The following is a 26,069-nucleotide window of genomic DNA, read 5'->3' as shown; positions in this document are numbered from 1 at the left end:
GCCGCCCAGCCGGTACAATCGTGACAATGCTGTGACGCAACCGGCAGCCGACTGGCTGCCGGCGTGCCATCCGGCCGGTCCATTCGTCGGTTTATCCGATTCAGCCCACCATGATCGATTCCCAGGCAGTCCGTGCCTATCTGCTCGGTCTGCAAGACCGCATCACCGATGCCATCGGTGCCATCGACGGCCAGCCGTTCCTGACCGACGCCTGGGAGAAACCGCCCACCGAACGCCTGCGCGGCAGCGGCCGCACCCGCATCCTCGAAGGCGGCGCGGTGATGGAGCGCGCCGGCGTGGGCTTCTCGCATGTCAGCGGCGACACCCTGCCGCCGTCGGCCACGGCCAACCGGCCGGAACTGGCGGGGCGCAGCTTCGAAGCCATGGGCGTGTCGCTGGTGTTCCATCCGCGTAATCCCCATGTGCCGACGGTGCATATGAACGTGCGCTGCTTCCTCGCGCTCAAGCCGGGGGCGGAACCGGTCTGGTGGTTCGGCGGCGGCATGGACCTGACGCCCTACTATGGCAACGCCGGCGACTGCACCCACTTCCACCGCACCTGCCAGGAGGCGCTGGCGCCGTTCGGCGACGAGCTGTATCCGCGCTTCAAGCAGTGGTGCGACGAGTATTTCTTCCTGAAGCACCGCAACGAGGCGCGCGGCGTCGGCGGGATCTTTTTCGACGATTTCTCCGCGCTCGGCTTCGAGCGCAGCTTCGCCATGATGCAGGCGGTCGGGGACGCCTTCCTGGAGGCATACCTGCCGATCCTGCAATCGCGCAAGGACACGCCCTACGGCGAGCGCGAGCGCGCCTTCCAGGCCTACCGGCGCGGGCGCTACGTCGAGTTCAACCTGGTGTTCGACCGCGGCACGCTGTTCGGCCTGCAATCGGGCGGCCGCGCCGAATCCATCCTGATGTCGATGCCGCCGCTGGCGGCCTGGCGCTATGACTGGCAACCGGAGCCGGGCAGCCCTGAAGCGGCGCTGTACACCGACTTCCTGCCCGCGCGCGACTGGGCCTGACGGCTGAGCCATGGCCCATCCCCCGCACCCCCGCAAGCCCGCCGCCGACGCGGGCGCCTCGCCGCAGCCCGGCGCCGCCCGCCCCTACCGCCTGGGTATCCTGGGCGGCACCTTCGACCCACCCCACGTCGGCCACCTGGCGCTGGCGCGGCTGTGCATCGACCACCTCGGCCTGGACGAGCTGGTGTGGATTCCCACCGGCCAGTCCTGGCAGAAGGGTGACGACGTGACCCCGGCCGCCGACCGCCTGGCGATGACCGAGCTGGCCGCGGCGGCGCTCGGCGACAGCGGCGCCAGAGTCCGCGTCAGCCGCATGGAAGTGGACCGCGCCGGCCCCAGCTACACCATCGACACGGTGCGACAGCTGCGCGACGAATACGGCCCCGAGGCCTCGCTGTGCTGGCTGATGGGCGCCGACCAGCTGCTGCGCCTGCACACCTGGCATGGCTGGCAGGAACTGTTCGCGCACGTGCACTTGTGCACCGCGACACGGCCTCGCTTTGCCCTGGAGGCGCTGGAGGGTCCGGTGCTGGCCGCGCTGGCCGAGCGCCAGGCCGACACGCACCTGATACAATGCACGCCCTCCGGCCGGATGTGGATCGACCAGACGCTCGCCGTCGACCTCTCTTCCACCCATCTGCGCCAGCGGCTGGCGGCCGGCCAGCCGGCAGATGACCAACTGCCGCCCGGCGTGGCACACTACATTGCCAGCCACGGGCTGTACCGCAACGCCCCGGCCCGGGCATGACCAGGGTTGCATCGACCCCGGCGCCCACCCCCCAAACCGATCTGAGCTGAACAAGAAGACACCCATGGATATTCGTAAACTGCAACGCGCCATCGTCGACGGCCTCGAGGATGTCAAAGCGCAGGACATCAAGGTGTACGACACCAGCCACCTGACGGAACTGTTCGACCGGGTGGTGATTGCCAGCGGGACATCCAACCGCCAGACCAAGGCGCTGGCAGCGTCGGTGCGGGATACGGTGAAGGAAGCGGGCGGCCATATCGTGGCGGTCGAGGGCCTGGAAACCGGCGAATGGGTGCTGGTCGACTGCGGCGATGCCGTGGTCCACATCCTGCAGCCGCAGTTGCGCCTGTACTACAACCTGGAAGAGATCTGGGGCGACAAGCCGGTGCGCATGAAGCTCGCCAGCGGCGCCCGCGGCCTGGCCAAGGCCAGCGAGCCGATCGACGAGGACGAGGACGAGGCCCCGGTGCGCACCGTGCGCCGCGCCAGCAACCTGCGTCCGGCGCTGGCCCGCCTGCCGGAGGGCATGAAGGAGCCGTCGCCGCCGATGGGCCACGAGGACACCGACGCGGACGCCATCGCCACCATCCGCAAGCCAGCCCGCAAGACCGCCACCAAGACCACGGCCAGCAAGACCGCCGGCACCCGCGCCGCCGCGCCGCGCAAGACCGCCGCCGGCACCACCGCACGCAAGACCGCGACCAAGACGGCCACCAAGACTGCGGCCAAGCCGGCACCCGCCAGGAAGGCACCCGCCAAGACCGCCGCCGCCAAGCCGGCCGCGCGCAAGCGCGCCACCCGCTCGGCCTGAGTCCGGTGCGCGGCCGTTGGGCGTCAGTCCGGCGGCCGCGCTGCCCCACTGCATCACCGCATCGTCTGACTCATGCAACTGGTGATCGTGGCCGTCGGCCACAAGATGCCCGGCTGGATCGAAACCGGCTTCAGCGAGTACGCCAAGCGCATGCCGCCCGAGCTGCGCATCGAGCTGCGCGAGGTCAAGCCCGAAACCCGCTCGTCCAGCAATAACGCCGCCACCGTGATGCAGCGCGAAGCCGCGCGCATCGAGACGGTGCTGGGCAGCCTGTCGAAGCAATGCCGCATCGTCGCGCTGGACGAGCGCGGGCGCGACTTCACCACGGTGCAACTGGCCGCGCAGCTGACCGACTGGCAGCGCGAGGGCGGCGACGTGGCCTTCCTGATCGGCGGCGCCGACGGGCTCGATCCCGCGCTCAAGGCCCGCGCCAGCACGCTGATCCGGCTCTCCAGCCTGACCCTGCCGCACGGCATGGTGCGCGTGCTGCTGGCCGAGCAGCTGTACCGCGCGTGGTCCGTCACGCAGAACCACCCCTATCATCGGGCCTGATTCCGGCCGTCGCCGGAAGGCCCCCGCCGCGATGCCCGACACCCTGCACGACTACCTCTACCTCGCCTCGCAAAGCCCACGCCGCCGCGAGCTGCTGACCCAGCTCGGCGTGCGCTACGAACTGTTGCTGGCCGACGACGACGAAGACGCCGAAGCGCTCGAAGCGGTACTGCCCGGCGAAAGCCCCGACGACTATGTCCAGCGCGTGTGCGCGCTCAAGGCCGAAGCCGCGCTGCGCCGCCGCGAACGCCGCGCGCTGCCGGACGCGCCGGTGCTGACCTCGGACACCACGGTCTGCCTCGGCGGCCGCATCCTCGGCAAACCCGCCGACGGCGCCGACGCCGCGGCCATGCTGGGCGCGCTGGCGGGCACCACCCATCGCGTGCTGACCGCGGTGACGGTGGTGTCGACCACCGGCATGCGCCATGCGCTGTCGGTTTCCGAAGTCACCTTCCGACCGCTGCAGCGGGCCGAGATCGAGCGCTACGTCGCCAGCGGCGAGCCGCTGGGCAAGGCCGGCGCCTACGGCATCCAGGGCCGCGCGGCCGAGTTCGTGGCGCGGATTGCAGGCAGCTATTCAGGTATCATGGGCTTGCCCTTGTTTGAGACGGCCGCGTTACTTCGCCAGGCCCACCTGCAGTTCTGAGCCGCGGCTTCCGTGCCCAGACAAGACCCGGCCCCGCGCCGGGCCACCCTCTACCGCCGGGCCACCGGCGACGCGTTTCACCCGCTATGACTGAAGACATACTCGTCAACATCACGCCCCAAGAGACCCGCGTCGCCATCGTGCAGCAGGCCGCCGTCCAGGAGCTGCATGTCGAGCGCACGCTCACGCGCGGGCTGGTCGGCAACATCTACCTGGGCAAGGTGGTGCGCGTGCTGCCCGGCATGCAGTCAGCCTTTATCGACATCGGCCTGGAGCGCGCCGCCTTCCTGCACGTGGCCGACATCTGGCATCCGCGCGACCCGGACCGCAATAATTCCACCCCGCAGCTGGCCATCGAGAAGACCCTGTTCGAGGGCCAGGCGCTGATGGTGCAGGTGATCAAGGACCCCATCGGCACCAAGGGTGCGCGGCTGTCGACCCAGGTCAGCATCGCCGGGCGCACGCTGGTGTACCTGCCGCAGGACCCGCATATCGGCATCTCGCAGCGCATCGAAGGCGAGGTCGACCGCGAGGCGCTGCGCAGCCGCGTGCAGGGGCTGGTGCCCGGCGACGAGCGCGGCGGCTTTATCGTGCGCACCATCGCCGAGGAAGCGACCGACGAGGAACTCGGCAACGATATCGCCTACCTGCGCAAGATCTGGGGCGCGATCCGCCAGAACGCCACCACCCTGCCCGCGCCCAGCCTGCTCTACCAGGACCTGAACCTGGCCCAGCGCGTGCTGCGCGATTTCATCAACGACGCCACCGGCGTGATCCAGATCGACTCGCGCGAGAACTACCAGATGCTGCTGGAGTTCGCCAAGGAATACACGCCGGCGGTGCTGCCGCGGCTGTCGCACTACACCGGCGAGCGGCCGATCTTCGACCTGTTCAATATCGACGCCGAGATCGAGAAGGCGCTGTCGCGGCGGGTCGACCTGAAGTCGGGCGGCTACCTGATGATCGACCAGACCGAGGCGATGACGACCATCGACGTCAACACCGGCGGCTACGTGGGCGCGCGCAACTTCGACGACACCATCTTCAAGACCAACCTGGAAGCGGCCCACACCATCGCGCGCCAGCTGCGGCTGCGCAACCTCGGCGGCATCATCATCATCGACTTCATCGACATGGAGAACGTCGAGCACCGCGACGCGGTGCTGTCCGAGCTCAAGCGCGCGCTGTCGCGCGACCGCACCCGCATCACCGTCAACAGCTTCTCGCAGCTGGGCCTGGTCGAGATGACGCGCAAGCGCACGCGCGAGTCGCTGGCGCATGTGCTGTGCGAACAATGCCCGGTGTGCCAGGGCAAGGGCCAGGTCAAGACCCCGCGCACGGTCTGCTACGACATCCTGCGCGAGATCATGCGCGAATCGCGCCAGTTCAACCCGCGCGAGTTCCGCATCCTGGCCTCGCAGGAAGTGATCGACCTGTTCCTGGAAGAAGAAAGCCAGCACCTGGCGATGCTGGGCGACTTCATCGGCAAGCCGATCTCGCTGCAGGTGGAATCGACCTTCCACCAGGAGCAGTACGACATCATCCTGATGTGAAGCGGCCGGCGCGCTTTTCCGCCACCGCCATAGCGAAACAGCCCGCCGACCGGCGGGCTGTCTTGCTTTACGGCCGGATCACCACGTGCGGGCTGATCACCAGCGCCGGTTCGGGCTGGTAATACACCGGCGGGGGCGGCGGCGCCTGGTACACGACCGGGCGGTCCTTGCACTTGCGCTCTTCCTTGTACTCGCCGTTGTCCTTCCACTTGCGCTTGATCTTGCAGTTGCCGACCCAGAATTCTTCCTTGTAGTCGTCGCCCTTGTCATAGCGGCCATGGTGCCGCCCATAGTAACGGTCATCGTCGTCCCAGTCGTCGTCGGCATGGGCGGTGGCACAGAAGGCGCCGAGGAGCACGGGCAGGACCACGAGGGATACCAGGAGACGGGGCTTCATGTCGGAACGGGCAAGAACAGGTTGGGGCGAGGCTAGCACGCGTGCGCGCACTGCAGTGTTTCAAGCTGTTTAATTACGTAACCGCGAGCGTAAGCACGAACGTCACGATGCATCGACGGCGGTTGTCCGATGGCTGGCGCACGCGGGATTGCGGACTCGGTAATGGCCCTAGCCCATTTCCGTTTGCCATCCGCTATAACTAAACGAAGGTAGTCAGCGGTCTTCGCACGGAGACCGCGCCCGGCTGTCCGCGCGAGTTGTTCCGCCGCGGCACCGCCGGTCGGCAAGCAAGGAGTCCGGCATGAACGCCACGAACCATGGGGCCTGTGTGCTGGCCCTCCTGTTGTCGGTCGCGTGCGCGCCATTGCCGATCGCCAGGCGCGCCCCCGCGCCGCCGCCCCAGGCCAGGGTCGAAGTCCCCGAGGCGCCCAAGGAGCGCGCCACGCCGATCGCGCCCAAGGTCATCAACATTGCCGCAGCCTGCAAGCGCACCGAGGAAGACGGCTTCCGCGAAGACGCGCTGATGGACGTCACGGCCAACGAGGTGCGCGCGCTGAAATGGAAGCTGTGGGTATCGCGGCGCGGCAGTTGCGAGTTCAACCTGGTGCAGTTCCGCCAGGTCCGCGCGACCCCGCACATCGAGCTGCAGGCCATCGACGGCAGCCAGTGCAAGCTGCTGGTGTGGCAGGATCCGCGCCGCGTCACGCTGGCGCATAACCGCTGCGAGAAGTACTGCACGCCCGGCATCTACGAGCAGGCGTGGCCGGTGCTGTTCGATCCCAAGAGCGGTGCCTGCGCCGAAGTGCGCTGAGCCCTCCGGCGCCGCCGCACCGCGGCGCCGCTACTTCGCCTTCGGCACTCTGCCCATCAGGTAGAACTCGTCGTTCGGGCGCATGCCGATGGTATTGGCCATGCGGTTCGACAGGCCGAAGAACGCCGTGATCGCGGCAATATCCCACGCGTCCTCGTCGGAAAAGCCATGTGCGCGCAGCGCGTCGAAATCGGCCTCGTCGACTTCATGCGAAGCGGTGCAGACCTTCATGGCAAAGTCGAGCATGGCGCGCTGGCGCGGCGGGATGTCGGCCTTCAGGTAATTCACCGCGACCTGGTCCGCGACCAGCGGCTTCTTCTCGTAGATGCGCAGGATCGCGCCATGCGCGACCACGCAGTACAGGCACTGATTGGCGGCGGATGTGGCCACCACGATCATTTCGCGCTCGCCCTTGGTCAGGCCGCCGTCCTTGAGCATCAGCGCATCGTGATAGGCAAAGAAGGCGCGGAACTCGTCGGGACGGTGCGCCAGCGCCAGGAACACGTTGGGAACGAAGCCGGCTTTTTCCTGGACTTCCAGGATGCGCGTGCGGATATCGTCGGGGAGGTCGGCCAGCTGCGGGATGGCGTAGCGGCTGATCGGGAATGCCGTGTCAGACATGGTGGTCTCCGGTTGGATTGGCGTCATCGTCGTGAGGCTTCTGCACCAATACTAACGGATCGCGCGCAAGCCGGCAGGCCGCATGTCGCCCATGCGTCGCACGGACAGATGCCGGCCGGATCAGGCATACTACGCACCTTCCGAACCAGGCGGCCCCCCTGACCGCGCTACTGTTCCCGATGAAACGCATTCTCATCGTCAAGCTGACCTCGCTCGGCGACATGGTGTTCACCCAGCCGCTGGTGGCTGACCTGCAGCGCGCCTTTCCCGGCGTCAAGATCGACTGGATCGCCGACTCCTACTGCGCCGACGTGCCGCGCTGGAACCCGAATATCGATCGCGTGATCGCCGCGCCGCTGCGCGGCTTCAAGAAGGCGCGCAGCTGGGCCGGCCTGCGCGAGATCTTCGCTGCCCTGCGCGCCTTGCGCCGCGAGAAATACGATGCGGTGCTGGACGTCCACGGCGTCTACAAGAGCGCCATCGTCACCTTCCTCGCCCGCACGCGCCGTCGCTATGGCTACCCGGTGCAGGAGCTGGGCGAGAGTGGCGCGCGCTTCGCCTACAACCATGTGTTCCAGCCGTTCATGGAAGAGGATTGCGCGCGCAATCGCATGCGCCGCGCCGTCAGCCGCGCGCTCGGCTACGAAATGACCCGGGAGATGGACTACGGCCTGCAAATGCCGGCGGACACGCCGGCTGCCGCCGCCAAGGGCCCGTACGCAATGCTGTTCCACGCCACTTCCAGCGAGGAAAAAAAGTGGCCGGTGGCCGACTGGATCAGCGTCGGCAGCGCCATTTCGGCGCGCGGCCTGCGCGTGCTGGTGCCCTGGGGCAATGATGCCGAGCGCCTCGAAGCCGAGACCATCGCCGCCAGCGTGCCGGGCGCCGAGGTGATGCCGCGCCTGAGCATCACCGGCGTGGCGCAGATGGTGGGCAAGGCGTCGCTGGTGGTCGGCATGGACACCGGCTTCGTGCATATTGCCGACGCGCTGCGCCGGCCCACGGTGATCCTGTTCACCACCACCTCGCGCCACCTGTACGGCGTCGATGCGCCGGGCCGCGCGGTGTCGCTGGGCGGCGGCGGCGTGGTGCCGCAGCGGGCCGAGGTGCTGGCAGCCATCGACGAAGTGATGCCCAAGGTCACTGCGACAAACTGAAACCCCGGCACGGAAATTAAAAAAGGGCCGGCGCCAATGCGCCGGCCCTTTTTGCTTGATGGTTCCCCGCCGCCTAGTGGCTGGCGAACTGGATACGGTGCAGCCCGGCGTACAGGCCATTGGCCGCGAGCAGCTCCGCGTGGGTGCCGGTCTCGGCGACGCGGCCGTGGTCGAGCACCGCAATGCGGTCGGCATTCTCGATGGTCGACAGCCGGTGCGCGATCACCAGCGTGGTGCGGCCCTTCATCAGCTCCTCCAGCGCCGCCTGCACCTGCCGCTCCGATTCCGAGTCCAGCGCCGAGGTGGCCTCGTCCAGGATCAGGATCGGCGCATCCTTGTACAGCGCGCGCGCGATCGCCAGGCGCTGGCGCTGGCCGCCGGACAGCTTCATGCCGTTGTCGCCGATATTGGTCTGCACGCCCTCGGGCAGGCCCTTGACGGTTTCGGTCAGGTAGGCCGCCGCCAGCGCGCGCTCGACGCGGGCCATGTCGATCTCGCTGCCGGGCTGCGCGCCATAGGCCACATTGGCCGCGACCGTGTCGTTGAACAGCACCACGTCCTGGCTGACGAAGGCGATCTGGTTGCGCAGGTCCTTCAGCGCCAGCTCGGTCAGCGGCACGCCGTCGAGCAGGATGCGCCCCGAAGTCGGATCGAAGAAGCGCGGCACCAGGTTGACCAGCGTGGTCTTGCCGCTGCCCGACGGGCCCACCAGCGCCACCACCTCGCCCGGGCTGACGCGCAGGTCGATGCCTTCGAGCGCGGCGCGCGGCGCCTCGCCGTAACGGAAGCCGACCTGCTCGAAAGCCAGTTCGCCACGGGCACGGCCGAGCGGCTTGCCGCCATCCTGCGGCTCGACCGGTTCGTCGATCAGCCGGAAGATCATCTCGGCGGCGGTGATGCCGCGCGTCAGCGGCTGGTTGATGTCGGTCAGGTGCTTGAGCGGCGAGATCAGCAGCAGCATCGCCATCACGAAGCCGGTAAAGCCGCCCACCGTGGTCTGGTTGGCCTGCGCCTGCACCATCGCGATGGTGATGATCACCGACAGCGCCAGCGCCGCCAGGAAGGCCGTGACCGGCTGGTTCAGCCCGCCCGCCACCGCCATGCGCATCGAGTAGTTCTTGAGCCGCTCGGCCACGGTGCGGAAGCGCTGCAGCTCATAGGCCTCGCCGCCATGCAGCTTGACCACCTTGTAGCCGCCCACGGCCTCTTCGACCACGTAGGCGGCATTGTTGGTATAGGTCTGGTGATCGCGGTTGAGCTTGCGCAGCCGGCGGTTGATCTTCGACATCAGGTAGCCGATCACCGGCAGGATCACCGCGACGATCAGCGTCAGGCGCCAGTTGGTGTAGAACAGGTAGATCAGCAGCGCGACCACGGTCAGCGAATCGCGCACCAGCGTGATGAATACGCTGGTCAGGATCTGCAGCACCTGGTTGACCTCGAAGATCACCGCGTTGATCAGCGACGCCGCGGTATTGCGGTGGTAGAACGACGCCGGCGCCTGCAGCAGGCGCTCGAACATCTGCAGCCGCATCTTCAGCAGCACGCGGTTCGAGATCAGGTTGAGCAGGTAGCCCGAGGCAAACTGCGCCACGCCGCGGATCAGCGCCACGCCGGTCAGGATCGCCGGCACATGCCACAGCGTGCCGGCGTAGTCGCCGCCGAAGCCCTTGTCGAGCAGGTCGTTGACGACCTTGGGGATCACCCCTTCGCTGGCGGCCACCACCGCCATGGCGAGGATGGCGCCGATGAAGATGCGCAGCTCGGGGCGCAGGTAAGACCAGAGCCGGCTGGCCATGCTGGACGGCACGGCGGCACCTGGCGAAATGGGCGGTTTGGATGTGGTCACTGGGTTTTCTTCTGGGTGATGGCGGCGTTGCGGCACCAGGGCGCGGCGCTAGCCCGGCCGCTTCTGGCGCGCGACGCGCAGGAAGGGCCTGACGAAGACCTGGAACAGGAAACGCTGGTAGACATAGCGGCGCAGATAATAGCCGACACTGCGGCGCGCCTTGTCGGTGGCGTCGAGGTCTGCGCGGTGCGTTTCCAGCGACGAGGCCTCGGCCAGTTCGGTCAGGCCGATGCAATACGGGACCACGGCGCGCACCGAGACCAGCCCGCGCCGCTCGAATGCGGACCAGTAGTCGGCGGCGCACCAGGTCGGCTGCAGCCCCGCCACCAGCCGCTCGGCGGCGGCGCGGGTGACGACATAGCCATGCGCGCGCCACCATTCGCCATAGCGGCGCACCAGCTTGCGCTGCGGGCCCAGCGGCCTGGTGCCCCAACGGGTGAATTTGTCGACATGCGACAGCAGCACGACCTCCGGGCGGGCTGGGTCCATCTGAGACGCCAGCGCCTCGAGCACCGCCGGCACGTCATCGCCCAGCAGTGCATCGTCTTCCAGCACCAGCGCCAGGCTGGCGCCGTCCTCGAGCATCTTGCGGTAGACCCCCAGATGGCTCAGCGCGCAGCCGATCTCGCCGCGGCTCATCGGGCGGTAGCTGGTGCTGGCGGCCTGCGCATCGTAGCGGCGCGCGACCTCGTCCTCGGCCAGCGCGCGTCCGTTCACCGCGGCAAACACCTGGAACGGCACGCCCAGGCGCGTCAGCTGGCCGGCAATGCGCTGGCGACGCGCCCCGGCGCTTTCGAGATTGATCACATAGGCGCCTATCATGCCGCCACCGCCGGTGCGTGGCCGATCCGGCGTGAAAGAGAGATCGATGCGGCGGCGATCGATGCGGCACATGCCACCAGGGATAAAACCGTTTCCATCCCTGTGAATCGGGACCAATGTGCTCGTGTCATCAATTTGGCAACTGAGATCTGGGCTTCGGCGCGCGCGGCGCGCACCGGCAAATCGAAGGCAGGCGGCCGCGGGGCCACTGCGCCGGTGCGGTAGAATACGCGCTCTTCCATCAGCGCCCGGCTGACGGCGACGCCGGCGGCTGGCCGGCCTGGCCCGGACGGGGCGCGCCCCTACGTTCCATGAAAGTCTCCGCCGTCATCATTACCAGGAATGAAGCTCACAATATCGGGCAATGCCTTGAAAGCGTGTCCTGGTGCGAAGAGGCGATTATAGTGGATTGGGCCAGCACGGACGACACGGTGGCGATCGCGCGTGCCGCCGGCGCCACCGTGATCCAGACCGACGACTGGCCAGGTTTCGGCCCGCAGAAAAACCGCGCGGTCCAGGCCGCCAGCGGCGACTGGATCCTCAGCCTGGACGCCGATGAACGCGTCACTCCCGCGCTGCGCGACGAAATCCTGAACCAACTGCAGCAGAACGACGCCCGGGCGCTGGCGCTGCCGCGCCTGTCCGCTTTCTGCGGCACCTTTGTGCGCCACGCCGGCTGGTATCCGGACTACGTCACCCGGGTCTTCCGCAACGGCCGCGGCCGCTTCACCGATGATCTCGTGCACGAACATCTGAAGGTGGACGACCCCGTCACGCGGCTGCGCGAGCCGCTGGTGCACTACAGCTACCGCTCGCTGTCGGACGTGCTGCGCAAGATCGACAGCTATTCCAGCGCCGGCGCGCAGCAGGCCTATGCCCGCGGCAAGCGCAGTTCGGTCGCGTCGGCGGCGGGCCACGGCCTGTGGGCGTTCGTGCGCACCTATTTGCTCAAGCGCGGCTTTCTCGACGGCGGCGCCGGCTTCGGCGTCGCGCTGATGAATGCGCAGGCCAGCTACTACAAGTACGCCAAGCTGGCGCAGCTGCACGCCGCCGCCGAAAACAAGGCCGCCGGCTGAGGCGCCCGACGCGGCCGCGCGCCGCCCCACCCTTATCTTCTCGATCGATGAAAGTTGGCATCTCCTGCAATCGCTTCGGCGCCGGCGGCGGCCTGGAGCGCTACGCGCTCGACATCAGCAGCGCCATGGCGAAGCGCGCCGGTACCGAAGTCTCGGTCTACGCGCGCCGCTTCGACGCCGGCGTGGCGACGTCCGCCGGGGTCGCCGCGCATCGCATCGTGGTGTCGTGGCTGCCGGGCAAGCTGCGCGACCGCTATTTCTCGTGGCGGCTGCAGGGGCTGCGCGACGCCGGCGAAGTGCTGATCGGCTGCAACCGCGTGCGCGGTTCCGATATCGCCATCTGCGGCGGCACGCATCGTGGCTATCTCGCCGCGCGCGGCACGCCGGCGCGGCGCTCGGACCAGTGGCAGATCGATCTCGAAAGCGCGCAATATGCCGGCGCGCACCGCGTGGTGGCGCATTCCGCGCTGATGCGGCGCGAAGTGATCGAGCTGTACGGGATCGCGCCCGAGCGCGTCGAGCTGGTCTACCCGCCGGTCGACACACAGCGCTTCACACCGGTCGATGACGTTGCGCGCGCGGCGCTGCGGCGCGAATTCGGCTTCGGCGACGACGAGATCGTGTTCCTGTTCCCGTCATCGGGCCATGCGCGCAAGGGCTTCGACCTGCTCGCCGATTATTTCTCGCGCTCGGACCTGCCGATCACGCTGGCGGTGGCCGGCCGCCCGGTCGGGCGCACCATCGCGCGCGTGCGCGAGCTGGGCTACAGCAGCCGCATCGATGCGCTCTACCGCGCCGCCGATTTCACCATCCTGGCATCGGGCTATGAGCCGTTCGGGCTGGTGGGGGTGGAGTCCGTGCTGTGCGGCACGCCGCTGGTGTTTGCCGACAACATCGCCTGCCTGGAGGTGATCCGGCCGCAGGCGGTGCATGCGTTCTCGCGCGAGCGCAGCGAGACCCTGGACCATGCCATCCGCGCCGCGGTGGAGTCGGTGCGCAGCGGCCAGGCGCGGCTGGCGAACCCGCTGGCGCTGCTCGACTACGACCCCGGCATCGAACCCCATGTCGACACCCTGCTGCGGCTCGCTGCCGATGCGCGCGCCGCGCGGCACTCCTGACGTACCGCGCCGCAGGAACGCAGGCGCTTATTCGTAGACCGTGTTGACAGCGTCCGCCGAAAGCACCTGCCGCAGCGCCGTCAGCGCCTCATCGGAAGGCACCACCTGCCAGTCGGGGCCGAGCATGGCCTCGCAGCTGGCGGACTTCGCCTCGTAGCGGATCCGCACCGGCAGGCCCTGAGCGCCGCTGGCACGCGCCAGGTGAGGCATCAGCAGCTCGCGCAGCATGCCGGTCGACGAATTGCCGTTCATCGACAGCCGCACCGCGCTGGCAAAGCGCACGCGCGCGGCGACCAGGTCCATCACCGATTCCGCGGTGAAGCGAACGCCGCCGGTGAAGGTATCGTGGCGCGCGTTGCCGGTGGCGATCAGCAGCTCGTCCTCGCGGAACATCTGCCGGTTGGCGTCGAAGACCTCATTGAACACGGTCATCTCGACCAGGCCGGTGCCGTCGTCTAGCGTGACGATCAGCATCTTGCCGCGCTGAGTCATCTGCGTGCGCATGCCGCTGATCACGCCGGCAATGGTCTTGCCGCGCACGTCGCGGCCGAAGCCGCCGCCGTTGCCCTGCACTTCCTTTTCCAGCCCGGCCAGCGTGCCCTTGTTGAAGCGGCGCACCTCGTCGCGGTAGGCGTCGAACAGGTGGCCCGAGAAGTAGTAGCCGAGCGCCTGCTTTTCCTCCTGCAGCGTGCGCTTGGGGCTCCAGCGCGGCTCGTCGAGCAGCTCCGGGCGGTGCGCATCGCCGGCGTCGCCCATCAGGTCGAACAGCGACACCTGGTTGGCCGATTCGGCCTTCTGCTCGGCGGCTTCCATCGCGATCGGCACCGACGCGAGCAGCTGCGCGCGGTTGTCGTTGAGGCTGTCGAAGGCGCCGGCGCGGATCAGCGCCTCGATGGTGCGGCGGTTGACCTGGCGGCGGTCGACCCGCTCGCAGAAGTCGAACAGGTCCTTGAACGCCCCACCCTCTTCGCGCGCGCGCAGGATGTCTTCGATCGCGCCCTGCCCGCTGCCCTTGATGCCGCCCAGGCCGTAGCGGATGGTCCTGGGGTCGGTCGGTGCAAAGCGGTATTCGCTGGCGTTGACGTCCGGCGGCAGCACCGCGATCTTGTTGAGCTTGCAGTCCTCGTAGAGGATCTTGACCTTGTCGGTGTCGTCCATGGCCAGCGACATGTTGGCTGCCATGAATTCGGCCGGATGGTGGGCCTTGAGCCACGCGGTGTAGTACGCCAGCAGCGCATACGCGGCCGCGTGCGACTTGTTGAAGCCGTAGCCCGCGAACTTCTCCATCAGGTCGAAGATGTCGTCGGCCTGCTGCGCGGACAGGCCGTTCTTGTCGGCGCCCTCGCGGAACATCACGCGGTGCTGCGCCATTTCCTCGGGCTTCTTCTTGCCCATGGCGCGGCGCAGCAGGTCGGCGCCGCCGAGCGAGTAGCCGCCGATGATCTGCGCCATCTGCATCACCTGCTCCTGGTAGACCATGATGCCGTAGGTCTCTTTCAGGACAGGTTCGACGCGCGGATCTGGATACTCGACCTTCTCGCGGCCGTGCTTGCGCGCGCAGAAGCTGGGGATCAGGTCCATCGGGCCCGGGCGGTACAGCGCCACCAGCGCGATGATGTCCTCGAAGCGGTCAGGCTTGGCATCCTTCAGCATGCCCTGCATGCCGCGGCTTTCCAGCTGGAACACGGCGACCGTGTTGGCGGTCTTGAGGATGTCGAAGGCAGGGCCGTCGTCGAGCGGGATATGGCTGCAGTTCCAGTCGGCCTTGCTCGGGTCGAGGCGGCGGATATAGCGCTCGGCCCAGTCCAGGATGGTCAGCGTGGTCAGTCCCAGGAAGTCGAACTTGACCAGGCCGGCGGCCTCGACGTCGTCCTTGTCGTACTGGCTGACCACGCCGCTCATGCCGTCGTTCTGCGCGCCCTGCGTGTACAGCGGGCAGAAGTCGGTGAGCTTGCCCGGCGCGATCAGCACGCCGCCGGCGTGCATGCCGACATTGCGGGTCATGCCCTCGACGCGCTGCGCCAGCTCCAGCAGCTGGCGCACTTCTTCCTCGTTGCGCTCGCGCTCGGTCAGCAGCGGCTCTTCCTTCTTGGCCTCTTCGATGGTGACCAGCTTGCCCGGCTTGAACGGGATCAGCTTGGCGATGCCGTCGACAAAGCCGTAGCCGAGGTCGAGCACGCGCCCCACGTCGCGCACCGCGGCCTTTGCGGCCATAGTGCCGAAGGTGGCGATCTGCGACACCGCGTCCTTGCCGTACTTCTCCTTCACGTAGGTGATCACGCGATCGCGGCCGTGCTGGCAGAAGTCGATATCGAAGTCGGGCATCGAGACCCGTTCCGGGTTCAGGAAACGCTCGAACAGCAGCGCATACTTGAGCGGGTCCAGGTCGGTAATGCCGAGCGCATACGCCACCAGCGAACCGGCACCCGAGCCGCGGCCCGGGCCCACCGGCACGCCGTTGTTCTTGGCCCAGTTGATAAAGTCCGCCACGATCAGGAAGTAGCCGGGGAAGCCCATCTTGATGATGGTGCCGGTCTCGAACTCCAGCCGTGCGTAGTATTCGGGGCGCTTCGCCTCGCGCACCGCCTCGTCGGGGAACAGCACCGCCAGGCGCTTCTCCAGCCCGTCCTTCGCCATGAAGACGAGGTAGTCGTCGAGCGACATGCCGTCCGGCGTCGGGAACAGCGGCAGGCGCGGCTTGCCCAGCTCCAGCGTCAGGTTGCAGCGGCGCGCGATCTCGACCGCGTTCTCCAGCGCCGACGGGATGTCGGCGAACAGCGCGCACATCTCGTCCTGGGTCTTGAAGTACTGGTCGGTGGTGAAGCGCCGCGTGCGGCGCGGGTTCGCCAGCAGTTCGCCCTCGGCGATGCAGACGCGCGCCTCGTGCGCGGTGTAGTCGTCCGGCGTCATGAACTGCACCGGATGCGTCGCTACCACCGGCAGCTGCAGCGCTGCCGCAAGTTGCACCGCCTGCTGCACGTAGGCGTCAGTGCCGGCATGGCCGGCGCGCTGCAACTCGATATAGAAGCGCTGCGGGAACACCGAAGCCCAGTGCTGCGCGGCACGGCGCGCGCCATCCGCATTGCCGTTGGCGAGGGCCATGCCGATATCGCCACCCATCGCGCCCGACAGCGCGATCAGCCCGGTGGCCAGTGGCATGTCGTCTTCACCGGGCTCCAGGAACCACGACGGATCGATCTCGGCGCGGCCGCGGTACTGGTTGCCCAGCCACGCGCGCGACAGCAGCATGCACAGGTTCAGGTAGCCGCGCCGGTCCTGCACCAGCAGCAGCAGGCGCGCGGGCTTGTCGCGGTCCTCGGCGTTGGTCAGCCACACGTCGGCGCCGACCACCGGCTTCACGCCCTTGCCGCGCGCTTCCTTGTAGTAGCGGATCAGGCCGAAGGCGTTGGCAAGATCCGTCAGGGCAAGCGCGCCCATGCCATCGGCGGCGGCGGCCTTGACGGCATCATCGAGGCGGACAATGCCGTCCACGATGGAGTATTCGGAATGCAGGCGGAGGTGTACGAAGCGGGGTGCAGACATGGGCGACATTGTACCGGCTCGGCCCGCCGGCATGCCGCCAATGTTGCGTGCCACGGAAGGCGGTGCCCGGCGGCGCAAAGCTGATGAGCGTGCTGGGGAATGCGCCGCGGGAAGCCTGCGCGCACGCTATAATTTCGCCTTTCCAATCAGGCAGTTATCGCAAGCTTTCGGCGCCCCTCGGGAGGCCGCCGCGCCGGCGCAGTTTCCCATGCAGATCGTCAATATTTCCGCTTACAAGTTTGTCTCGCTGGACGACATCGAGACCCTGCGCCCGGCCATGCGCGAGCGCTGCGAGGCGGCGGGCCTGAAGGGCACGATCCTGCTCGCGCCGGAAGGCATCAACATGTTTTTGGCCGGCCCGCGCGCAGCGATCGACGGCTTCATGGCGTGGCTGCATGCCGATGCGCGCTTTGCCGATATCGCGCCCAAGGAAAGCCTGTCGGACCACCAGCCCTTCAAGCGCATGCTGGTGCGCGCCAAGAAGGAAATCATCACCATGAAGATGCCGCTGATCCGCCCCGAGGCGGGCCGCGCGCCATCGGTGCGGCCGGTGGACCTGAAGCGCTGGCTGGACCAGGGGCACGACGACGAAGGCCGTCCGGTGTTGATGCTCGATACGCGCAATGACTTCGAGGTGGCGGTCGGCACCTTCGACAACGCGGTCGAGTACGACATCGCCAAGTTCAGCGAATTTCCCGACGCCGTCGCCGCGCACAAGGCCGAGCTGGAAGGCAAGACCGTGGTCTCGTTCTGCACCGGCGGCATCCGCTGCGAGAAGGCCGCGATCCATATGCAGGAAGTCGGCATCGAGCGCGTCTACCAGCTAGAGGGTGGCATCCTGAAGTACTTCGAGGAGGTCGGTGGCAGCCACTATCGCGGCGACTGCTTCGTCTTCGACTACCGCACCGCGCTGAACCCCAGCCTGGAACCGGCCGGGCCCAGACAGTGCTTTGCCTGCCGCGCCGTGGTCACGCCCGAGCAGCAGCAAAGCCCGCACTATGTGGTCGGCAAGAGCTGCCCGCACTGCATCGGCGGCAAGGACCGGGCGGCGGCTTAAGCGGTAATGCAGCTCCGATAACGCATCACCTTCTACTGTCATTCCCGCGCAGGCGGGACAATGCGCGGGTGCGCATTGGACGTCCGGAGGACGGCCCGCAGGGTGAGCGGCAGCGAGCAATCCAGCGTCGTTCCCGTTCCCTGCGGGATAAAGTCACTGGGTTCCCGCCTGCGCGGGAACGACAAAGGTGGTGGCTCAGGCCGCCAGCAGGTGGTAGAGGTTGCGCAGCATGCCTGCGGTGGCACCCCAGATAAAGCGCTGGCCGCCGTTCTCGCGCGGATAGGGCATGGCGTAGAACATGCGTTCGCCGTCAACCCAGCGGAACAGGCGCCGCTCATGATGCGACGGGTCCATCAGGAAGGCCAGCGGCACTTCGAACACATCGGCCACTTCCGAGGCGTCCGGCCGCAGCGTGAAGCCATCGCGCACCAGGCCCACCACCGGGCTCACGTGGAAGCCGGTGCCGGTGATGTAATCCGGCAGCGCGCCCAGCACCTCGACATAGTCGCGGGCCAGCCCCACTTCTTCTTCGGTCTCGCGCAGCGCGGTGTCGATGCGGTTGACGTCCCACGACTCCTGCCGACCGCCGGGAAAGCTGATCTGCCCGGCATGCGCGCTGAGGTTGGCATTGCGCTGCGTCAGCAGCACCGTCAGGCCATCGCTGCGCTCGACCAGCGGCACCAGCACCGCGGCATCGCGCAGCCCGCGGCTGCGATCGTAGACCCGTGATTCGTCGGTCAGCTCGGGCGCCCACGCCGGCGGGGCCTGGAAGCGGTGCCGGATGAAGTCGACCTGCAGGCGCGGTGCGCTCAGCGCACCGTTGCGCAGGTCGGTATCGATGACGGGAAGGGATTCGGGATCGAAGGCGGGACGCATAACATCGCAAGTATGACAGAAGCGCGCCATCTGGCGACGCAGCAAAGCGCGGCCCTGGACCCGCGCCCCCATGCAAAAAGGGCACCCTGGGGTGCCCTTCCTGAGGAAACGCTGGCCGGGTCGCCCCGGCCGGCATGTCCGGCTTACTGCGCAGCCTTGGCAGCGACAGCGGCCTTCGACACCAGCTTTTCCTTGATACGTGCGGACTTGCCCGAACGCTGGCGCAGGTAGTACAGCTTGGCGCGACGCACGTCGCCGCGGCGCTTCACTTCGATGCCGGCGATCAGCGGCGAGTACAGCTGGAACGTACGCTCCACGCCTTCACCCGACGAGATCTTGCGCACGATGAAGGACGAGTTCAGGCCGCGGTTGCGCTTGGCAATCACGACGCCTTCGTAGGCCTGCACGCGCTTGCGGTTACCTTCGACCACGTTGACGCTGACGACGACGGTGTCGCCGGGCGCGAATGCGGGGATGGTCTTGTTCGCGGTCAGGCGCGCGATCTCTTCCTTCTCGATCTGTTCGATGAGGTTCATCGTTTCTTCTCCGTAACCATCGTGCCGGCGTTGTATGCCCCAGGACTTCCCGGGCCCCGGCAGAGGATGGGGTTTTACCTGGCGGGAGTTTCCCCCCGCCCTTCCTTCGCCGCCCATTCCGACAGGTATTTCTCGTCGGCACGGGTCAGCAAACCTTGTGCGCGCGCTGCCTCGATCAGGTCGGGGCGCTTGCGCGCGGTATTGGCCAGCGCCTGCTGGCGCCGCCATTTTTCAATCTCGGCATGATGGCCCCCGAGCAGGATGTCGGGGACCCGCACGCCTTCATATTCTTCCGGCCGGGTGTAGTGCGGGCAATCCAGCAGGCCGTTGACAAAGCTGTCCTGCACCGCCGATTGCGCGTCGCCCAGCACACCGGGCAGGTGGCGCACCACCGCGTCGATCAGCGCCATCGCCGGCAGTTCGCCGCCCGACAGCACGAAATCGCCGAGGCTGATTTCCTCGTCCACGCGGCGGTCGATCAGCCGCTGGTCGATGGCCTCGTACCTGCCGCACAGCAACACCAGGCCCGGGCGCTGCGCCAGCTCCATGACCTTGGCATGCGTCAGCGTCTTGCCCTGCGGCGACATCAGCACCACATGCGGCCGCGGCACGCCGGCCTGCGCCTGCGCCGCCACCGCGGCATCGATGGCATCGTCCAGCGGCTTGGCCAGCATCACCATGCCGGGACCGCCGCCATAGGGCCGGTCATCGATGGTACGGTAGTTGTCGACGGTGAAATCGCGCGGATTCCAGCTGCGCAACGCATACCGCTGCTGCTTGGCCGCCCGGCTGGTAATGCCCCAGTCGGTCAGCGCACGAAACATTTCGGGAAACAGCGTGATCACGTCGAACTGCATCCGCTCTCTCCCTTCTTTATCCCGCAACTGCGCAGGCACTGCTTAGTAATCGAGCCCCCAGTCCACCACGATGCGCTTGCCGGCGATATCCACCGTGCGCAGGAACGCGTCGACAAATGGAATCAGCCGTTCGCCGGCCTTGCCGTCGGGCTGCACGAAGGCAACCTGCAGGATCTGGTGGGCACCGTTGTCGATCAGCCCGGACACCTCGCCCAGCAACTCGCCTTGCTCGTTGCTGACGCTGCAGCCGATCAGGTCAACCCAGTAGAACTCATCTTCTTCCGGCGCCGGAAAATCCGCGCGCCGGATCCACACGCGACGGCCACGCAGCGCTTCCGCAAGATTGCGGTCGGCCACGCCGGCAGCCTGTGCCACCACGGTACCGCTGTGCTCGCGCGACTGCGCAATCTTGACGCAGACGGGCTCGGCCCGGTCCGCGCCGGCCGCCACCAGCCCCGCCTGCGGCGGGCTCAGCAACCACCAGCGGCGGGCGTGCAGCAACGCCGACGCATCGTCGGCATGCGGCTGGACCTTGATCCAGCCACGGATGCCATAGGCAGCGCTGACATAGCCGACCTCCACCAGGTCTTCCGGCAGGGGCTCGGCATACTGCAGCGCCGCAGGCAGCCTGAGCGCCTTGGCGGGCTCGGCCTGCGGCCGGTTCAGCGGCAGTTTCGACGGCCGCTGGGCGCCCTGCTTTCGCTCAGTCACGTGTGCGCGTGTTCCAATGCAAACGCGCCCCGCCGGTCGAGGCAGGGCGCGTTGCATGCGGCAATCAGGCAGCAGCCTTGGCGCCTTGCTTGACCAGGCGGGCAACGGTCGGCGACAGCTGGGCGCCGACGCCTTGCCAGTAGGCCAGGCGGTCTTGCGACAGGCGCAGGCCTTCTTCACCTTCGGTTGCCAGCGGGTTGTAGAAACCAACGCGCTCAATGAAACGACCATCGCGACGGTTGCGCGAGTCGGTGGCGACGATGTTGAAGAACGGGCGCTTCTTGCTGCCGCCGCGAGCCAGACGGATAACGACCATGGAATGATTCCTCAGAAAACGGGGTGTTCAAGGGCGTTCGAACACGAAACGCAAGAGTATAGCCCAATTCCCGAGGCCAAACAAACACTTAGGTGGTTGACGCGTGAACGCGGCGCAGGCATCGTGGCAAAAACCGCGACAGGAGGGCACACATGCGCCCCGCTCTGCACTTCATGGCTGGCATGGTACCGCGTACGCTGCTGGCGCTGATGGTATTGGCAACGGGCCAGTCCGCGCTGGCCGCGCTGCCGCTGGACCAGCTGCGCCTGCCGCCCGGCTTCCGCATCGAGGTGCTGACCGACGACGTGCCGGGCGCGCGCGCCATGGCCATGTCGCCGTCCGGCACGCTCTTCGTGGGCTCGCGCAGCGAAAAGGTCTATGCGGTCAGCGATGCGCTCGGCACGCGCCCGCGGGTGCGCACCGTGGCCACCGGCTTGCGCAATCCGCTCGGCGTGGCCTTCCATGAGGGCAGCCTGTACGCGTCCTCGGTCTCCAGGATCGTGCGGCTCGACCAGATCGAGTCCCGCCTGGACCAGCCGCCCGCGCCCAGGGTGGTGAGCGACCGCTTCCCGTCCGACGGCCACCACGGCGGCAAATTCATCGGCTTCGGCCCGGACGGATACCTGTACGTCGCCACCGGCGCCCCGTGCAACGTGTGCGAGCCCGACGAAACCCGCTATGCCAACATCGTCCGGATGAAGCCCGACGGCACCGGCCTGCAGGTGATGGCGCGCGGCGTGCGCAACACCGTCGGCTTCGACTGGCACCCCGCCACGCGCGAACTGTGGTTCACCGACAACGGCCGCGACCGCATGGGCGACGACGTGCCCGACGACGAACTGAACCGCGTCACCGCGCCCGGCCAGCATTTCGGCTACCCGTACTGCCATGCCGGCAACGTCGCCGACCCGGAATTCGGCGGCAAACGCCCCTGCTCCGAATTCGTGCCGCCAGTGGCTCGCCTGGGCGCGCACGTCGCCGCGCTCGGCATGCGCTTCTACACCGGCACGCAATTCCCGCCGGACTACCGCAACAACGTCCTGATCGCCGAGCATGGGAGCTGGGACCGCAGCGAGCCTTCCGGCTATCGCGTGGTCCGCGTGGTGCTGGACGGCGCCGGCAAGGCCGTGCGCCAGGAGGTGTTCGCACAGGGCTGGCTGCGCGGCGGCAGGCCCTGGGGCCGTCCCGCCGATGTCCTGGTCGCGCCGGACGGTTCGCTGCTGGTCAGCGACGATCACGCAGGGGCGATTTACCGCATCCGCTACCAGCCCTGAATCCGGCTGAAAGCCCCGCCCGGCGCGGCTTTGTGCGGGCGAAACAATCCGTTACACCGGTAACGGGATTGGCATAGGCGCCCCGATGCCCCATGCGTACCATGAACCCATCTTCCAACAGCAACACAGCGCGACAGGACCCTGGGAATCCTCATGCTCACCCGCTCTCTCCTGCGCGACCTGGTGGCTGGCATCCTGGTGGCCTCGGGCCTGGTCGGCGCGGTAGGCGCCAGCCATGCCCAGGTCGCGTTCTGGCAACAAGTCCGTTCCGATGGCCGGCCCGCCCGGATCCAGTCCGGCGATGGCTGGCAGATGGCCAGCGTGCGCGCCGAAAGCCGTGAACACGTGCAGGCGCAGATCGACCGGATGGAGGCGCGCGCCCGCGCCGACGACCGCCTCAGCGGCCGCCGCGCCGCGCTCGCCGGCGCCCGCGACGACAACCGTGGCCGCGGCCAGGAACGCAATCCTCCCAATGACGCCCGCAACGACCCGCGCCAGGGCCAGATCGGCCCCGGCTGGCAGGCGCGCGGCCGCGACAACGGCCGCTGATCGCAGCAGGCGCCGCTTCCTGGCGGCTGCTCCCCGGCAGCTTAATACCGCGCCCCGCCCCTCGCTGCGGAACTCCGCCCCCGCCCGGCCTGTCTCTACTTAAGTGTGTGCCCCGATACGGGGCGCGCGCACAGGCTGCCGCCCGGCGCTGTCCGGGGCTCACAGCGTGCCGTCATGTGCGGACGGCAATCGAACTGACCTGCCTCTGCCCGACACCTCCTGCCGGGACCCGACCAAGACGGCCCGGGCGCAGCCTCCAGAATGACAATAATTCTGTGAGGTCTGTCATGTCACCCCTGCTTAGCGACCTGGCCGAACACGCGGGCCAGCTATCGCTGTCGATCCTGTTCATGGGCATCCTGACCGTGGTTCTCTACAGCGAAACCCATATCAGCGAGCACGCCTCGGCCTTTATCCGCGGCCTGATCGCCGGCGGCTGGCATTAGCGCCGCTGGCGCCTTTTGACGCACTTCCCTTCCTTGCCCTGACTGCCGGCGTACAATGTGGGCCGGCCGGTACTCTTGTGCCGCCACTTCCCGTGCCGGCGCAACGCCGGCCTGCATCCCAAGGCCTGAAACTATCGTTCCGACCATGCCCGCAGCCACGCCAGCCCGCCACGCCTCTCCGCTCGCCGCTTCCTCCGCGCGCGGCAAATCGAAGCTGCTGACGGTGGCGCTGGCGTTCCTGTTCGGCAGCCTGGGCGCACACCGCTTCTACCTGGGCGGCCTGCGCGACCTGTATGGCTGGGCGCACCTGCTGGCGCTGCTGGCCGGCGCCATCGGCGTGGCCTCGATGGCCACCGGCGCGGGCAGCCCGGCCCTGAACTGGACCTTTGCCGTGGCCGGCGGCATTTCCGTCATCAGCGCCTTCCTGGCGGCGATCGTCTATGGGCTGCGCCCCGACGACAAATGGGACGCCCGCTTCAACCCGCACGGCAAACCCACGCGCTCGGGCTGGCCGGTGGTGATCCTGGTGATCCTGTCGCTGCTGATCGGTACCGGCCTGCTGATGGCAGGGCTGGCCATCAGCTTCCAGACCTTCTTCGAGTCGCAGGTCGAGGCCGCGCGCGAACTGTCCCAGTAGGCCCCAGTAGGCGCCTGCCCACGGCTCCCCTGGCGCATCGCTTGTGCGCGGTCAATGCGGCCGCAAACGCCGGTTTCCCTTTCTGCCAATTCGCCCATACTGGTAGAGCCGTCCGATCCTGGCGGCGCGTCGCGCGGCGAGGCCATGCCCCGGCAGCGCAAAGGAGCAAGAATCGACATGCCAAGCTATGAGGAAGGACGCCTGGCGGCGATCGCCGTCCGGCTGGCGCTGTCCTCGGGACTGCCGCCATCGAGCGCCAAGGCCGCGCTGGAACTCGCCAGCAGCATGATCGGCGACCAGCAGGCCACGGCAGCCGACCTGAAGACTCAGAACAGCGAACCCTGCGGATCGTCCTTGCCGCTGGGCCCCGCCGCCGGCGAGCGAAAACGCGAAGTATCCAGTTCAAACCGGTTGTAGCGGAAGCCGAGCCGTTCGGCGGCCTTGTAGAAGCGCTGGCGCAGCAAGTCCGCCCACACGCCGGTCCCGCGCATGCGCGTGGCAAAGCTCGCATCGTAGGCTTTGCCTTCGCGCATGTCCCGCACGCGGTTCATGACCCGCTCGGCCCGGTCTGGGAAGTGCGCCTGCAGCCATTCCTCGAACAGCGGCCGCACTTCCCACGGCAATCGCAGCACGATGTAGTTCGCATAGACGGCGCCCGCCTCGCGCGCCGCTTCCAGCACGCGCTCCAGGTCGGGTTCGGTGATGAAGGGGATCACCGGGGCGATGCTGACCCCGACCGGGATGCCGGCGTCGGTCAGCGTGCGGATGGTGCGCAGCCGGCGCGACGGCGTAGCCGCCCGCGGCTCGAGCGTGCGCGCGATGCCGGCGTCGAGCGTGGTGATGGTCAGTGCCGCCACCGCCAGCCGCTTGGCCGCCATTGGCGCGAGCAGGTCGATATCGCGCTCGATCAACGACGACTTGGTGATCAGCGCCACCGGGTGGTCGCATTCGTGCAGCACTTCCAGCAGGCTGCGCGTGATGCGCTGTTCACGCTCGATCGGCTGGTAGGCGTCGGTGTTGACGCCCAGCGCGATGGTCTCGCAACGGTACGACGGCCGCGCCAGCGCTTCGCGCAGGCGCTCGGCGGCGTTGGTCTTGGCATAGAGCTGGGTTTCGAAGTCCAGCCCCGGCGACAGGTCCAGATAGGCGTGCGTCGGGCGGGCGAAGCAGTAGATGCAGCCGTGCTCGCAGCCGCGGTAGGGATTGAGCGAAACGTCGAACGGGACATCCGGCGAGGCATTGCGCGTCAGCACGGAACGGGCACGTTCGAGATGGACTTCGGTGCGTAGCGGCGGCAGCGGCGCGTCGTCCGCGCCCGCAATTGCCTCGGGCGCCGCGGCGGTGTCTTCCGGCGCCGGACCCCAGCCATCGTCGAACGCCTCGCGCTGGTCACGCTCGAAACGCCCCTGCAGGTTGCTGACGGCCCCGCGGCCCTTGCGCGCCGCGGGCGGGCGCGCGCCGGCCTGCGGCGCCTGCGCGTCGGCATCGGCATCGCGCCGCGTCGCGCCGGCGAGGGGCCTTGCGGGGAATTTGGGGTTTGGCGGGGGGCGCTCCATGCTGGCCTTCGTTACGCGGCCTGGCTCTTCTCCTCGACCGAGATGGCCAGTGTCTCCTTGATCTCTTCCATCACCACATAGCTCTTCGACTGCGCCGCGCCCGGCAGTTGCAGCAGGATATCGCCCAACAGCCGGCGGTACTCGCCGATCTCGCGGATGCGCGCCTTGATCAGGTAGTCGAAATCGCCCGAAACCAGGTGGCATTCCAGCACTTCCGGAATGCGCAGCACCTCGCGGCGGAACTGCTCGAACATATTGCCCGACTTGTTGCCCAGCGAGATCTCGACGAACACCAGCAGCGCACTGCCCAGCAGTGCCGGGTTGAGCCGTGCGTAGTAGCCCATGATGACACCATCGCGCTCCAGGCGCTTGACGCGCTCGATGCACGGCGTGATGGTCAGCCCGACCGCCTCGGCCAGGTCCTTCATCGACATCCTGCCGTCGCTCTGCAGCGCGGTCAGGATCTTACGGTCGAGCCGGTCGAGCGTGCGCTGGGGCTGGCGACTCGTTCTCATGAGTTTTTCC

The 26,069-nt window shown here is 67.8% G+C and carries 28 protein-coding genes; 15 read left to right on the top strand and 13 right to left on the bottom strand.

The window, feature by feature from the left end:
- Positions 1 to 110 precede the first annotated feature (110 nt).
- The 6 genes from hemF to rng all read left to right on the top strand — a co-directional run bounded on the left by hemF (position 111) and on the right by rng (position 5,335).
- A complete protein-coding gene (gene hemF / locus ACEI37_RS14935) occupies positions 111 to 1,022 on the top strand; it encodes an oxygen-dependent coproporphyrinogen oxidase (RefSeq protein WP_373379562.1) in 912 nt (303 codons plus the stop codon).
- Between the two features lie 10 nt (positions 1,023 to 1,032).
- Positions 1,033 to 1,770, top strand: coding sequence for a nicotinate-nucleotide adenylyltransferase (locus ACEI37_RS14930; RefSeq protein WP_373379561.1), 738 nt, complete (start codon positions 1,033 to 1,035; stop codon positions 1,768 to 1,770).
- A 64-nt stretch (positions 1,771 to 1,834) separates the two neighbouring features.
- A complete protein-coding gene (gene rsfS, locus ACEI37_RS14925) occupies positions 1,835 to 2,584 on the top strand; it encodes a ribosome silencing factor (protein WP_373379560.1) in 750 nt (249 codons plus the stop codon).
- A gap of 72 nt (positions 2,585 to 2,656) precedes the next feature.
- Complete coding sequence (gene rlmH / locus ACEI37_RS14920; RefSeq protein ID WP_022533932.1) at positions 2,657 to 3,136, top strand: 23S rRNA (pseudouridine(1915)-N(3))-methyltransferase RlmH; 480 nt, start codon at positions 2,657 to 2,659, stop codon at positions 3,134 to 3,136.
- A gap of 31 nt (positions 3,137 to 3,167) precedes the next feature.
- Positions 3,168 to 3,782 (top strand): nucleoside triphosphate pyrophosphatase, encoded by a 615-nt coding sequence (locus ACEI37_RS14915; protein WP_373379558.1) that lies wholly within the window; start codon positions 3,168 to 3,170, stop codon positions 3,780 to 3,782.
- An 86-nt stretch (positions 3,783 to 3,868) separates the two neighbouring features.
- Positions 3,869 to 5,335, top strand: a complete 1,467-nt coding sequence (rng, locus tag ACEI37_RS14910) for a ribonuclease G (protein ID WP_373379557.1) — start codon at positions 3,869 to 3,871, stop codon at positions 5,333 to 5,335.
- Positions 5,336 to 5,402: 67 nt separating this feature from the next.
- Here rng and ACEI37_RS14905 read toward each other — a convergent pair whose 3' ends face one another.
- Positions 5,403 to 5,732, bottom strand: coding sequence for a hypothetical protein (locus ACEI37_RS14905; protein WP_373379556.1), 330 nt, complete (start codon positions 5,730 to 5,732; stop codon positions 5,403 to 5,405).
- A gap of 301 nt (positions 5,733 to 6,033) precedes the next feature.
- Between ACEI37_RS14905 and ACEI37_RS14900 the strand changes: the two genes are divergently transcribed.
- On the top strand, positions 6,034 to 6,543 hold the full coding sequence (locus ACEI37_RS14900) for a hypothetical protein (RefSeq protein WP_062797404.1): 510 nt from the start codon (positions 6,034 to 6,036) through the stop codon (positions 6,541 to 6,543).
- A gap of 30 nt (positions 6,544 to 6,573) precedes the next feature.
- On the opposite strand, the gene ACEI37_RS14895 is transcribed toward ACEI37_RS14900, so the two are convergent.
- Complete coding sequence (locus ACEI37_RS14895) at positions 6,574 to 7,164, bottom strand: peroxidase-related enzyme (protein WP_373379555.1); 591 nt, start codon at positions 7,162 to 7,164, stop codon at positions 6,574 to 6,576.
- A 179-nt stretch (positions 7,165 to 7,343) separates the two neighbouring features.
- On the opposite strand from ACEI37_RS14895, the gene waaC reads away from it, so the two are divergent.
- On the top strand, positions 7,344 to 8,321 hold the full coding sequence (gene waaC / locus ACEI37_RS14890; RefSeq protein WP_373379554.1) for a lipopolysaccharide heptosyltransferase I: 978 nt from the start codon (positions 7,344 to 7,346) through the stop codon (positions 8,319 to 8,321).
- Between the two features lie 73 nt (positions 8,322 to 8,394).
- On the opposite strand, the gene msbA is transcribed toward waaC, so the two are convergent.
- From msbA to ACEI37_RS14875, 3 genes are all read right to left on the bottom strand, one after another.
- Positions 8,395 to 10,119 carry a lipid A export permease/ATP-binding protein MsbA gene (gene msbA, locus ACEI37_RS14885; RefSeq protein WP_373380263.1) on the bottom strand — a complete coding sequence of 575 codons (1,725 nt, stop codon included), beginning with the start codon at positions 10,117 to 10,119 and terminating at the stop codon, positions 8,395 to 8,397.
- 99 nt (positions 10,120 to 10,218) lie between these two features.
- Positions 10,219 to 10,992: a glycosyltransferase family 25 protein gene (locus ACEI37_RS14880; RefSeq protein WP_373379552.1), complete on the bottom strand. Its 774-nt coding sequence runs from the start codon at positions 10,990 to 10,992 to the stop codon at positions 10,219 to 10,221.
- Complete coding sequence (locus tag ACEI37_RS14875; protein WP_373379551.1) at positions 10,989 to 11,234, bottom strand: hypothetical protein; 246 nt, start codon at positions 11,232 to 11,234, stop codon at positions 10,989 to 10,991. The genes ACEI37_RS14880 and ACEI37_RS14875 overlap by 4 nt, the downstream gene beginning before the upstream one ends.
- 69 nt (positions 11,235 to 11,303) lie before the next feature.
- Between ACEI37_RS14875 and ACEI37_RS14870 the strand changes: the two genes are divergently transcribed.
- On the top strand, positions 11,304 to 12,068 hold the full coding sequence (locus tag ACEI37_RS14870) for a glycosyltransferase family 2 protein (RefSeq protein ID WP_373379549.1): 765 nt from the start codon (positions 11,304 to 11,306) through the stop codon (positions 12,066 to 12,068).
- 47 nt (positions 12,069 to 12,115) lie between these two features.
- Positions 12,116 to 13,186: a glycosyltransferase family 4 protein gene (locus ACEI37_RS14865; RefSeq protein ID WP_373379548.1), complete on the top strand. Its 1,071-nt coding sequence runs from the start codon at positions 12,116 to 12,118 to the stop codon at positions 13,184 to 13,186.
- A 27-nt stretch (positions 13,187 to 13,213) separates the two neighbouring features.
- Here ACEI37_RS14865 and dnaE read toward each other — a convergent pair whose 3' ends face one another.
- A complete protein-coding gene (gene dnaE, locus ACEI37_RS14860; RefSeq protein ID WP_373379546.1) occupies positions 13,214 to 16,729 on the bottom strand; it encodes a DNA polymerase III subunit alpha in 3,516 nt (1,171 codons plus the stop codon).
- Between the two features lie 208 nt (positions 16,730 to 16,937).
- Here dnaE and ACEI37_RS14855 point away from each other — a divergent pair, with 208 nt between their 5' ends.
- Positions 16,938 to 17,786: a sulfurtransferase gene (locus ACEI37_RS14855; RefSeq protein WP_373379545.1), complete on the top strand. Its 849-nt coding sequence runs from the start codon at positions 16,938 to 16,940 to the stop codon at positions 17,784 to 17,786.
- 195 nt (positions 17,787 to 17,981) lie between these two features.
- Here the strand turns inward: ACEI37_RS14855 and ACEI37_RS14850 are convergent, their stop codons facing one another.
- The 5 genes from ACEI37_RS14850 to rpsP all read right to left on the bottom strand — a co-directional run bounded on the left by ACEI37_RS14850 (position 17,982) and on the right by rpsP (position 21,082).
- A complete protein-coding gene (locus ACEI37_RS14850) occupies positions 17,982 to 18,662 on the bottom strand; it encodes a CoA pyrophosphatase (protein WP_012352118.1) in 681 nt (226 codons plus the stop codon).
- Between the two features lie 143 nt (positions 18,663 to 18,805).
- Positions 18,806 to 19,198 carry a 50S ribosomal protein L19 gene (gene rplS, locus ACEI37_RS14845; RefSeq protein ID WP_115662753.1) on the bottom strand — a complete coding sequence of 131 codons (393 nt, stop codon included), beginning with the start codon at positions 19,196 to 19,198 and terminating at the stop codon, positions 18,806 to 18,808.
- A 74-nt stretch (positions 19,199 to 19,272) separates the two neighbouring features.
- Complete coding sequence (trmD, locus tag ACEI37_RS14840; RefSeq protein WP_373379543.1) at positions 19,273 to 20,055, bottom strand: tRNA (guanosine(37)-N1)-methyltransferase TrmD; 783 nt, start codon at positions 20,053 to 20,055, stop codon at positions 19,273 to 19,275.
- A 42-nt stretch (positions 20,056 to 20,097) separates the two neighbouring features.
- Entirely contained in the window at positions 20,098 to 20,766 is a 669-nt protein-coding gene (gene rimM / locus ACEI37_RS14835; protein WP_373379542.1) for a ribosome maturation factor RimM, read from the bottom strand.
- Between the two features lie 64 nt (positions 20,767 to 20,830).
- Complete coding sequence (gene rpsP / locus ACEI37_RS14830) at positions 20,831 to 21,082, bottom strand: 30S ribosomal protein S16 (RefSeq protein ID WP_373379541.1); 252 nt, start codon at positions 21,080 to 21,082, stop codon at positions 20,831 to 20,833.
- Between the two features lie 152 nt (positions 21,083 to 21,234).
- Between rpsP and ACEI37_RS14825 the strand changes: the two genes are divergently transcribed.
- The 4 genes from ACEI37_RS14825 (at position 21,235) to ACEI37_RS14810 (ending at position 23,988) form a co-directional block, all read left to right on the top strand.
- A complete protein-coding gene (locus ACEI37_RS14825) occupies positions 21,235 to 22,356 on the top strand; it encodes a sorbosone dehydrogenase family protein (protein WP_373379539.1) in 1,122 nt (373 codons plus the stop codon).
- A 153-nt stretch (positions 22,357 to 22,509) separates the two neighbouring features.
- The gene (locus ACEI37_RS14820; RefSeq protein ID WP_373379538.1) at positions 22,510 to 22,905 is read left to right on the top strand and encodes a hypothetical protein; all 396 of its coding nucleotides are present in this window, start codon (positions 22,510 to 22,512) and stop codon (positions 22,903 to 22,905) included.
- Positions 22,906 to 23,192: 287 nt separating this feature from the next.
- On the top strand, positions 23,193 to 23,351 hold the full coding sequence (locus ACEI37_RS14815; RefSeq protein WP_373379537.1) for a hypothetical protein: 159 nt from the start codon (positions 23,193 to 23,195) through the stop codon (positions 23,349 to 23,351).
- Positions 23,352 to 23,496: 145 nt separating this feature from the next.
- Entirely contained in the window at positions 23,497 to 23,988 is a 492-nt protein-coding gene (locus tag ACEI37_RS14810) for an NINE protein (protein ID WP_373379535.1), read from the top strand.
- A 326-nt stretch (positions 23,989 to 24,314) separates the two neighbouring features.
- Here ACEI37_RS14810 and ACEI37_RS14805 read toward each other — a convergent pair whose 3' ends face one another.
- Both ACEI37_RS14805 and ACEI37_RS14800 read right to left on the bottom strand, forming a co-directional pair.
- Positions 24,315 to 25,544, bottom strand: a complete 1,230-nt coding sequence (locus ACEI37_RS14805) for a PA0069 family radical SAM protein (protein ID WP_373379534.1) — start codon at positions 25,542 to 25,544, stop codon at positions 24,315 to 24,317.
- An 11-nt stretch (positions 25,545 to 25,555) separates the two neighbouring features.
- Complete coding sequence (locus tag ACEI37_RS14800) at positions 25,556 to 26,059, bottom strand: Lrp/AsnC ligand binding domain-containing protein (RefSeq protein ID WP_012352108.1); 504 nt, start codon at positions 26,057 to 26,059, stop codon at positions 25,556 to 25,558.
- Positions 26,060 to 26,069 lie beyond the last annotated feature (10 nt).

It is taken from the genome of Cupriavidus nantongensis (genome assembly GCF_041726985.1).
In the GTDB taxonomy this organism is placed as follows: Bacteria; Pseudomonadota; Gammaproteobacteria; order Burkholderiales; family Burkholderiaceae; genus Cupriavidus; species Cupriavidus nantongensis_A.
Note: the sequence above shows the minus strand (reverse complement) of the source record. Positions and strands in the feature narration are given on the sequence as shown.

Bases quoted from the DNA above. Each gene is read 5' to 3' on its own strand.
- hemF (WP_373379562.1), top strand. From the start codon at position 111: ATGATCGATTCCCAGGCAGTCCGTGCCTATCTGCTCGGTCTGCAAGAC.
- ACEI37_RS14930 (WP_373379561.1), top strand. From the start codon at position 1,033: ATGGCCCATCCCCCGCACCCCCGCAAGCCCGCCGCCGACGCGGGCGCC.
- rsfS (WP_373379560.1), top strand. From the start codon at position 1,835: ATGGATATTCGTAAACTGCAACGCGCCATCGTCGACGGCCTCGAGGAT.
- rlmH (WP_022533932.1), top strand. From the start codon at position 2,657: ATGCAACTGGTGATCGTGGCCGTCGGCCACAAGATGCCCGGCTGGATC.
- ACEI37_RS14915 (WP_373379558.1), top strand. From the start codon at position 3,168: ATGCCCGACACCCTGCACGACTACCTCTACCTCGCCTCGCAAAGCCCA.
- rng (WP_373379557.1), top strand. From the start codon at position 3,869: ATGACTGAAGACATACTCGTCAACATCACGCCCCAAGAGACCCGCGTC.
- ACEI37_RS14905 (WP_373379556.1), bottom strand. From the start codon at position 5,732: ATGAAGCCCCGTCTCCTGGTATCCCTCGTGGTCCTGCCCGTGCTCCTC.
- ACEI37_RS14900 (WP_062797404.1), top strand. From the start codon at position 6,034: ATGAACGCCACGAACCATGGGGCCTGTGTGCTGGCCCTCCTGTTGTCG.
- ACEI37_RS14895 (WP_373379555.1), bottom strand. From the start codon at position 7,164: ATGTCTGACACGGCATTCCCGATCAGCCGCTACGCCATCCCGCAGCTG.
- waaC (WP_373379554.1), top strand. From the start codon at position 7,344: ATGAAACGCATTCTCATCGTCAAGCTGACCTCGCTCGGCGACATGGTG.
- msbA (WP_373380263.1), bottom strand. From the start codon at position 10,119: ATGGCCAGCCGGCTCTGGTCTTACCTGCGCCCCGAGCTGCGCATCTTC.
- ACEI37_RS14880 (WP_373379552.1), bottom strand. From the start codon at position 10,992: ATGATAGGCGCCTATGTGATCAATCTCGAAAGCGCCGGGGCGCGTCGC.
- ACEI37_RS14875 (WP_373379551.1), bottom strand. From the start codon at position 11,234: ATGGAAGAGCGCGTATTCTACCGCACCGGCGCAGTGGCCCCGCGGCCG.
- ACEI37_RS14870 (WP_373379549.1), top strand. From the start codon at position 11,304: ATGAAAGTCTCCGCCGTCATCATTACCAGGAATGAAGCTCACAATATC.
- ACEI37_RS14865 (WP_373379548.1), top strand. From the start codon at position 12,116: ATGAAAGTTGGCATCTCCTGCAATCGCTTCGGCGCCGGCGGCGGCCTG.
- dnaE (WP_373379546.1), bottom strand. From the start codon at position 16,729: ATGTCTGCACCCCGCTTCGTACACCTCCGCCTGCATTCCGAATACTCC.
- ACEI37_RS14855 (WP_373379545.1), top strand. From the start codon at position 16,938: ATGCAGATCGTCAATATTTCCGCTTACAAGTTTGTCTCGCTGGACGAC.
- ACEI37_RS14850 (WP_012352118.1), bottom strand. From the start codon at position 18,662: ATGCGTCCCGCCTTCGATCCCGAATCCCTTCCCGTCATCGATACCGAC.
- rplS (WP_115662753.1), bottom strand. From the start codon at position 19,198: ATGAACCTCATCGAACAGATCGAGAAGGAAGAGATCGCGCGCCTGACC.
- trmD (WP_373379543.1), bottom strand. From the start codon at position 20,055: ATGCAGTTCGACGTGATCACGCTGTTTCCCGAAATGTTTCGTGCGCTG.
- rpsP (WP_373379541.1), bottom strand. From the start codon at position 21,082: ATGGTCGTTATCCGTCTGGCTCGCGGCGGCAGCAAGAAGCGCCCGTTC.
- ACEI37_RS14825 (WP_373379539.1), top strand. From the start codon at position 21,235: ATGCGCCCCGCTCTGCACTTCATGGCTGGCATGGTACCGCGTACGCTG.
- ACEI37_RS14820 (WP_373379538.1), top strand. From the start codon at position 22,510: ATGCTCACCCGCTCTCTCCTGCGCGACCTGGTGGCTGGCATCCTGGTG.
- ACEI37_RS14815 (WP_373379537.1), top strand. From the start codon at position 23,193: ATGTCACCCCTGCTTAGCGACCTGGCCGAACACGCGGGCCAGCTATCG.
- ACEI37_RS14810 (WP_373379535.1), top strand. From the start codon at position 23,497: ATGCCCGCAGCCACGCCAGCCCGCCACGCCTCTCCGCTCGCCGCTTCC.
- ACEI37_RS14805 (WP_373379534.1), bottom strand. From the start codon at position 25,544: ATGGAGCGCCCCCCGCCAAACCCCAAATTCCCCGCAAGGCCCCTCGCC.
- ACEI37_RS14800 (WP_012352108.1), bottom strand. From the start codon at position 26,059: ATGAGAACGAGTCGCCAGCCCCAGCGCACGCTCGACCGGCTCGACCGT.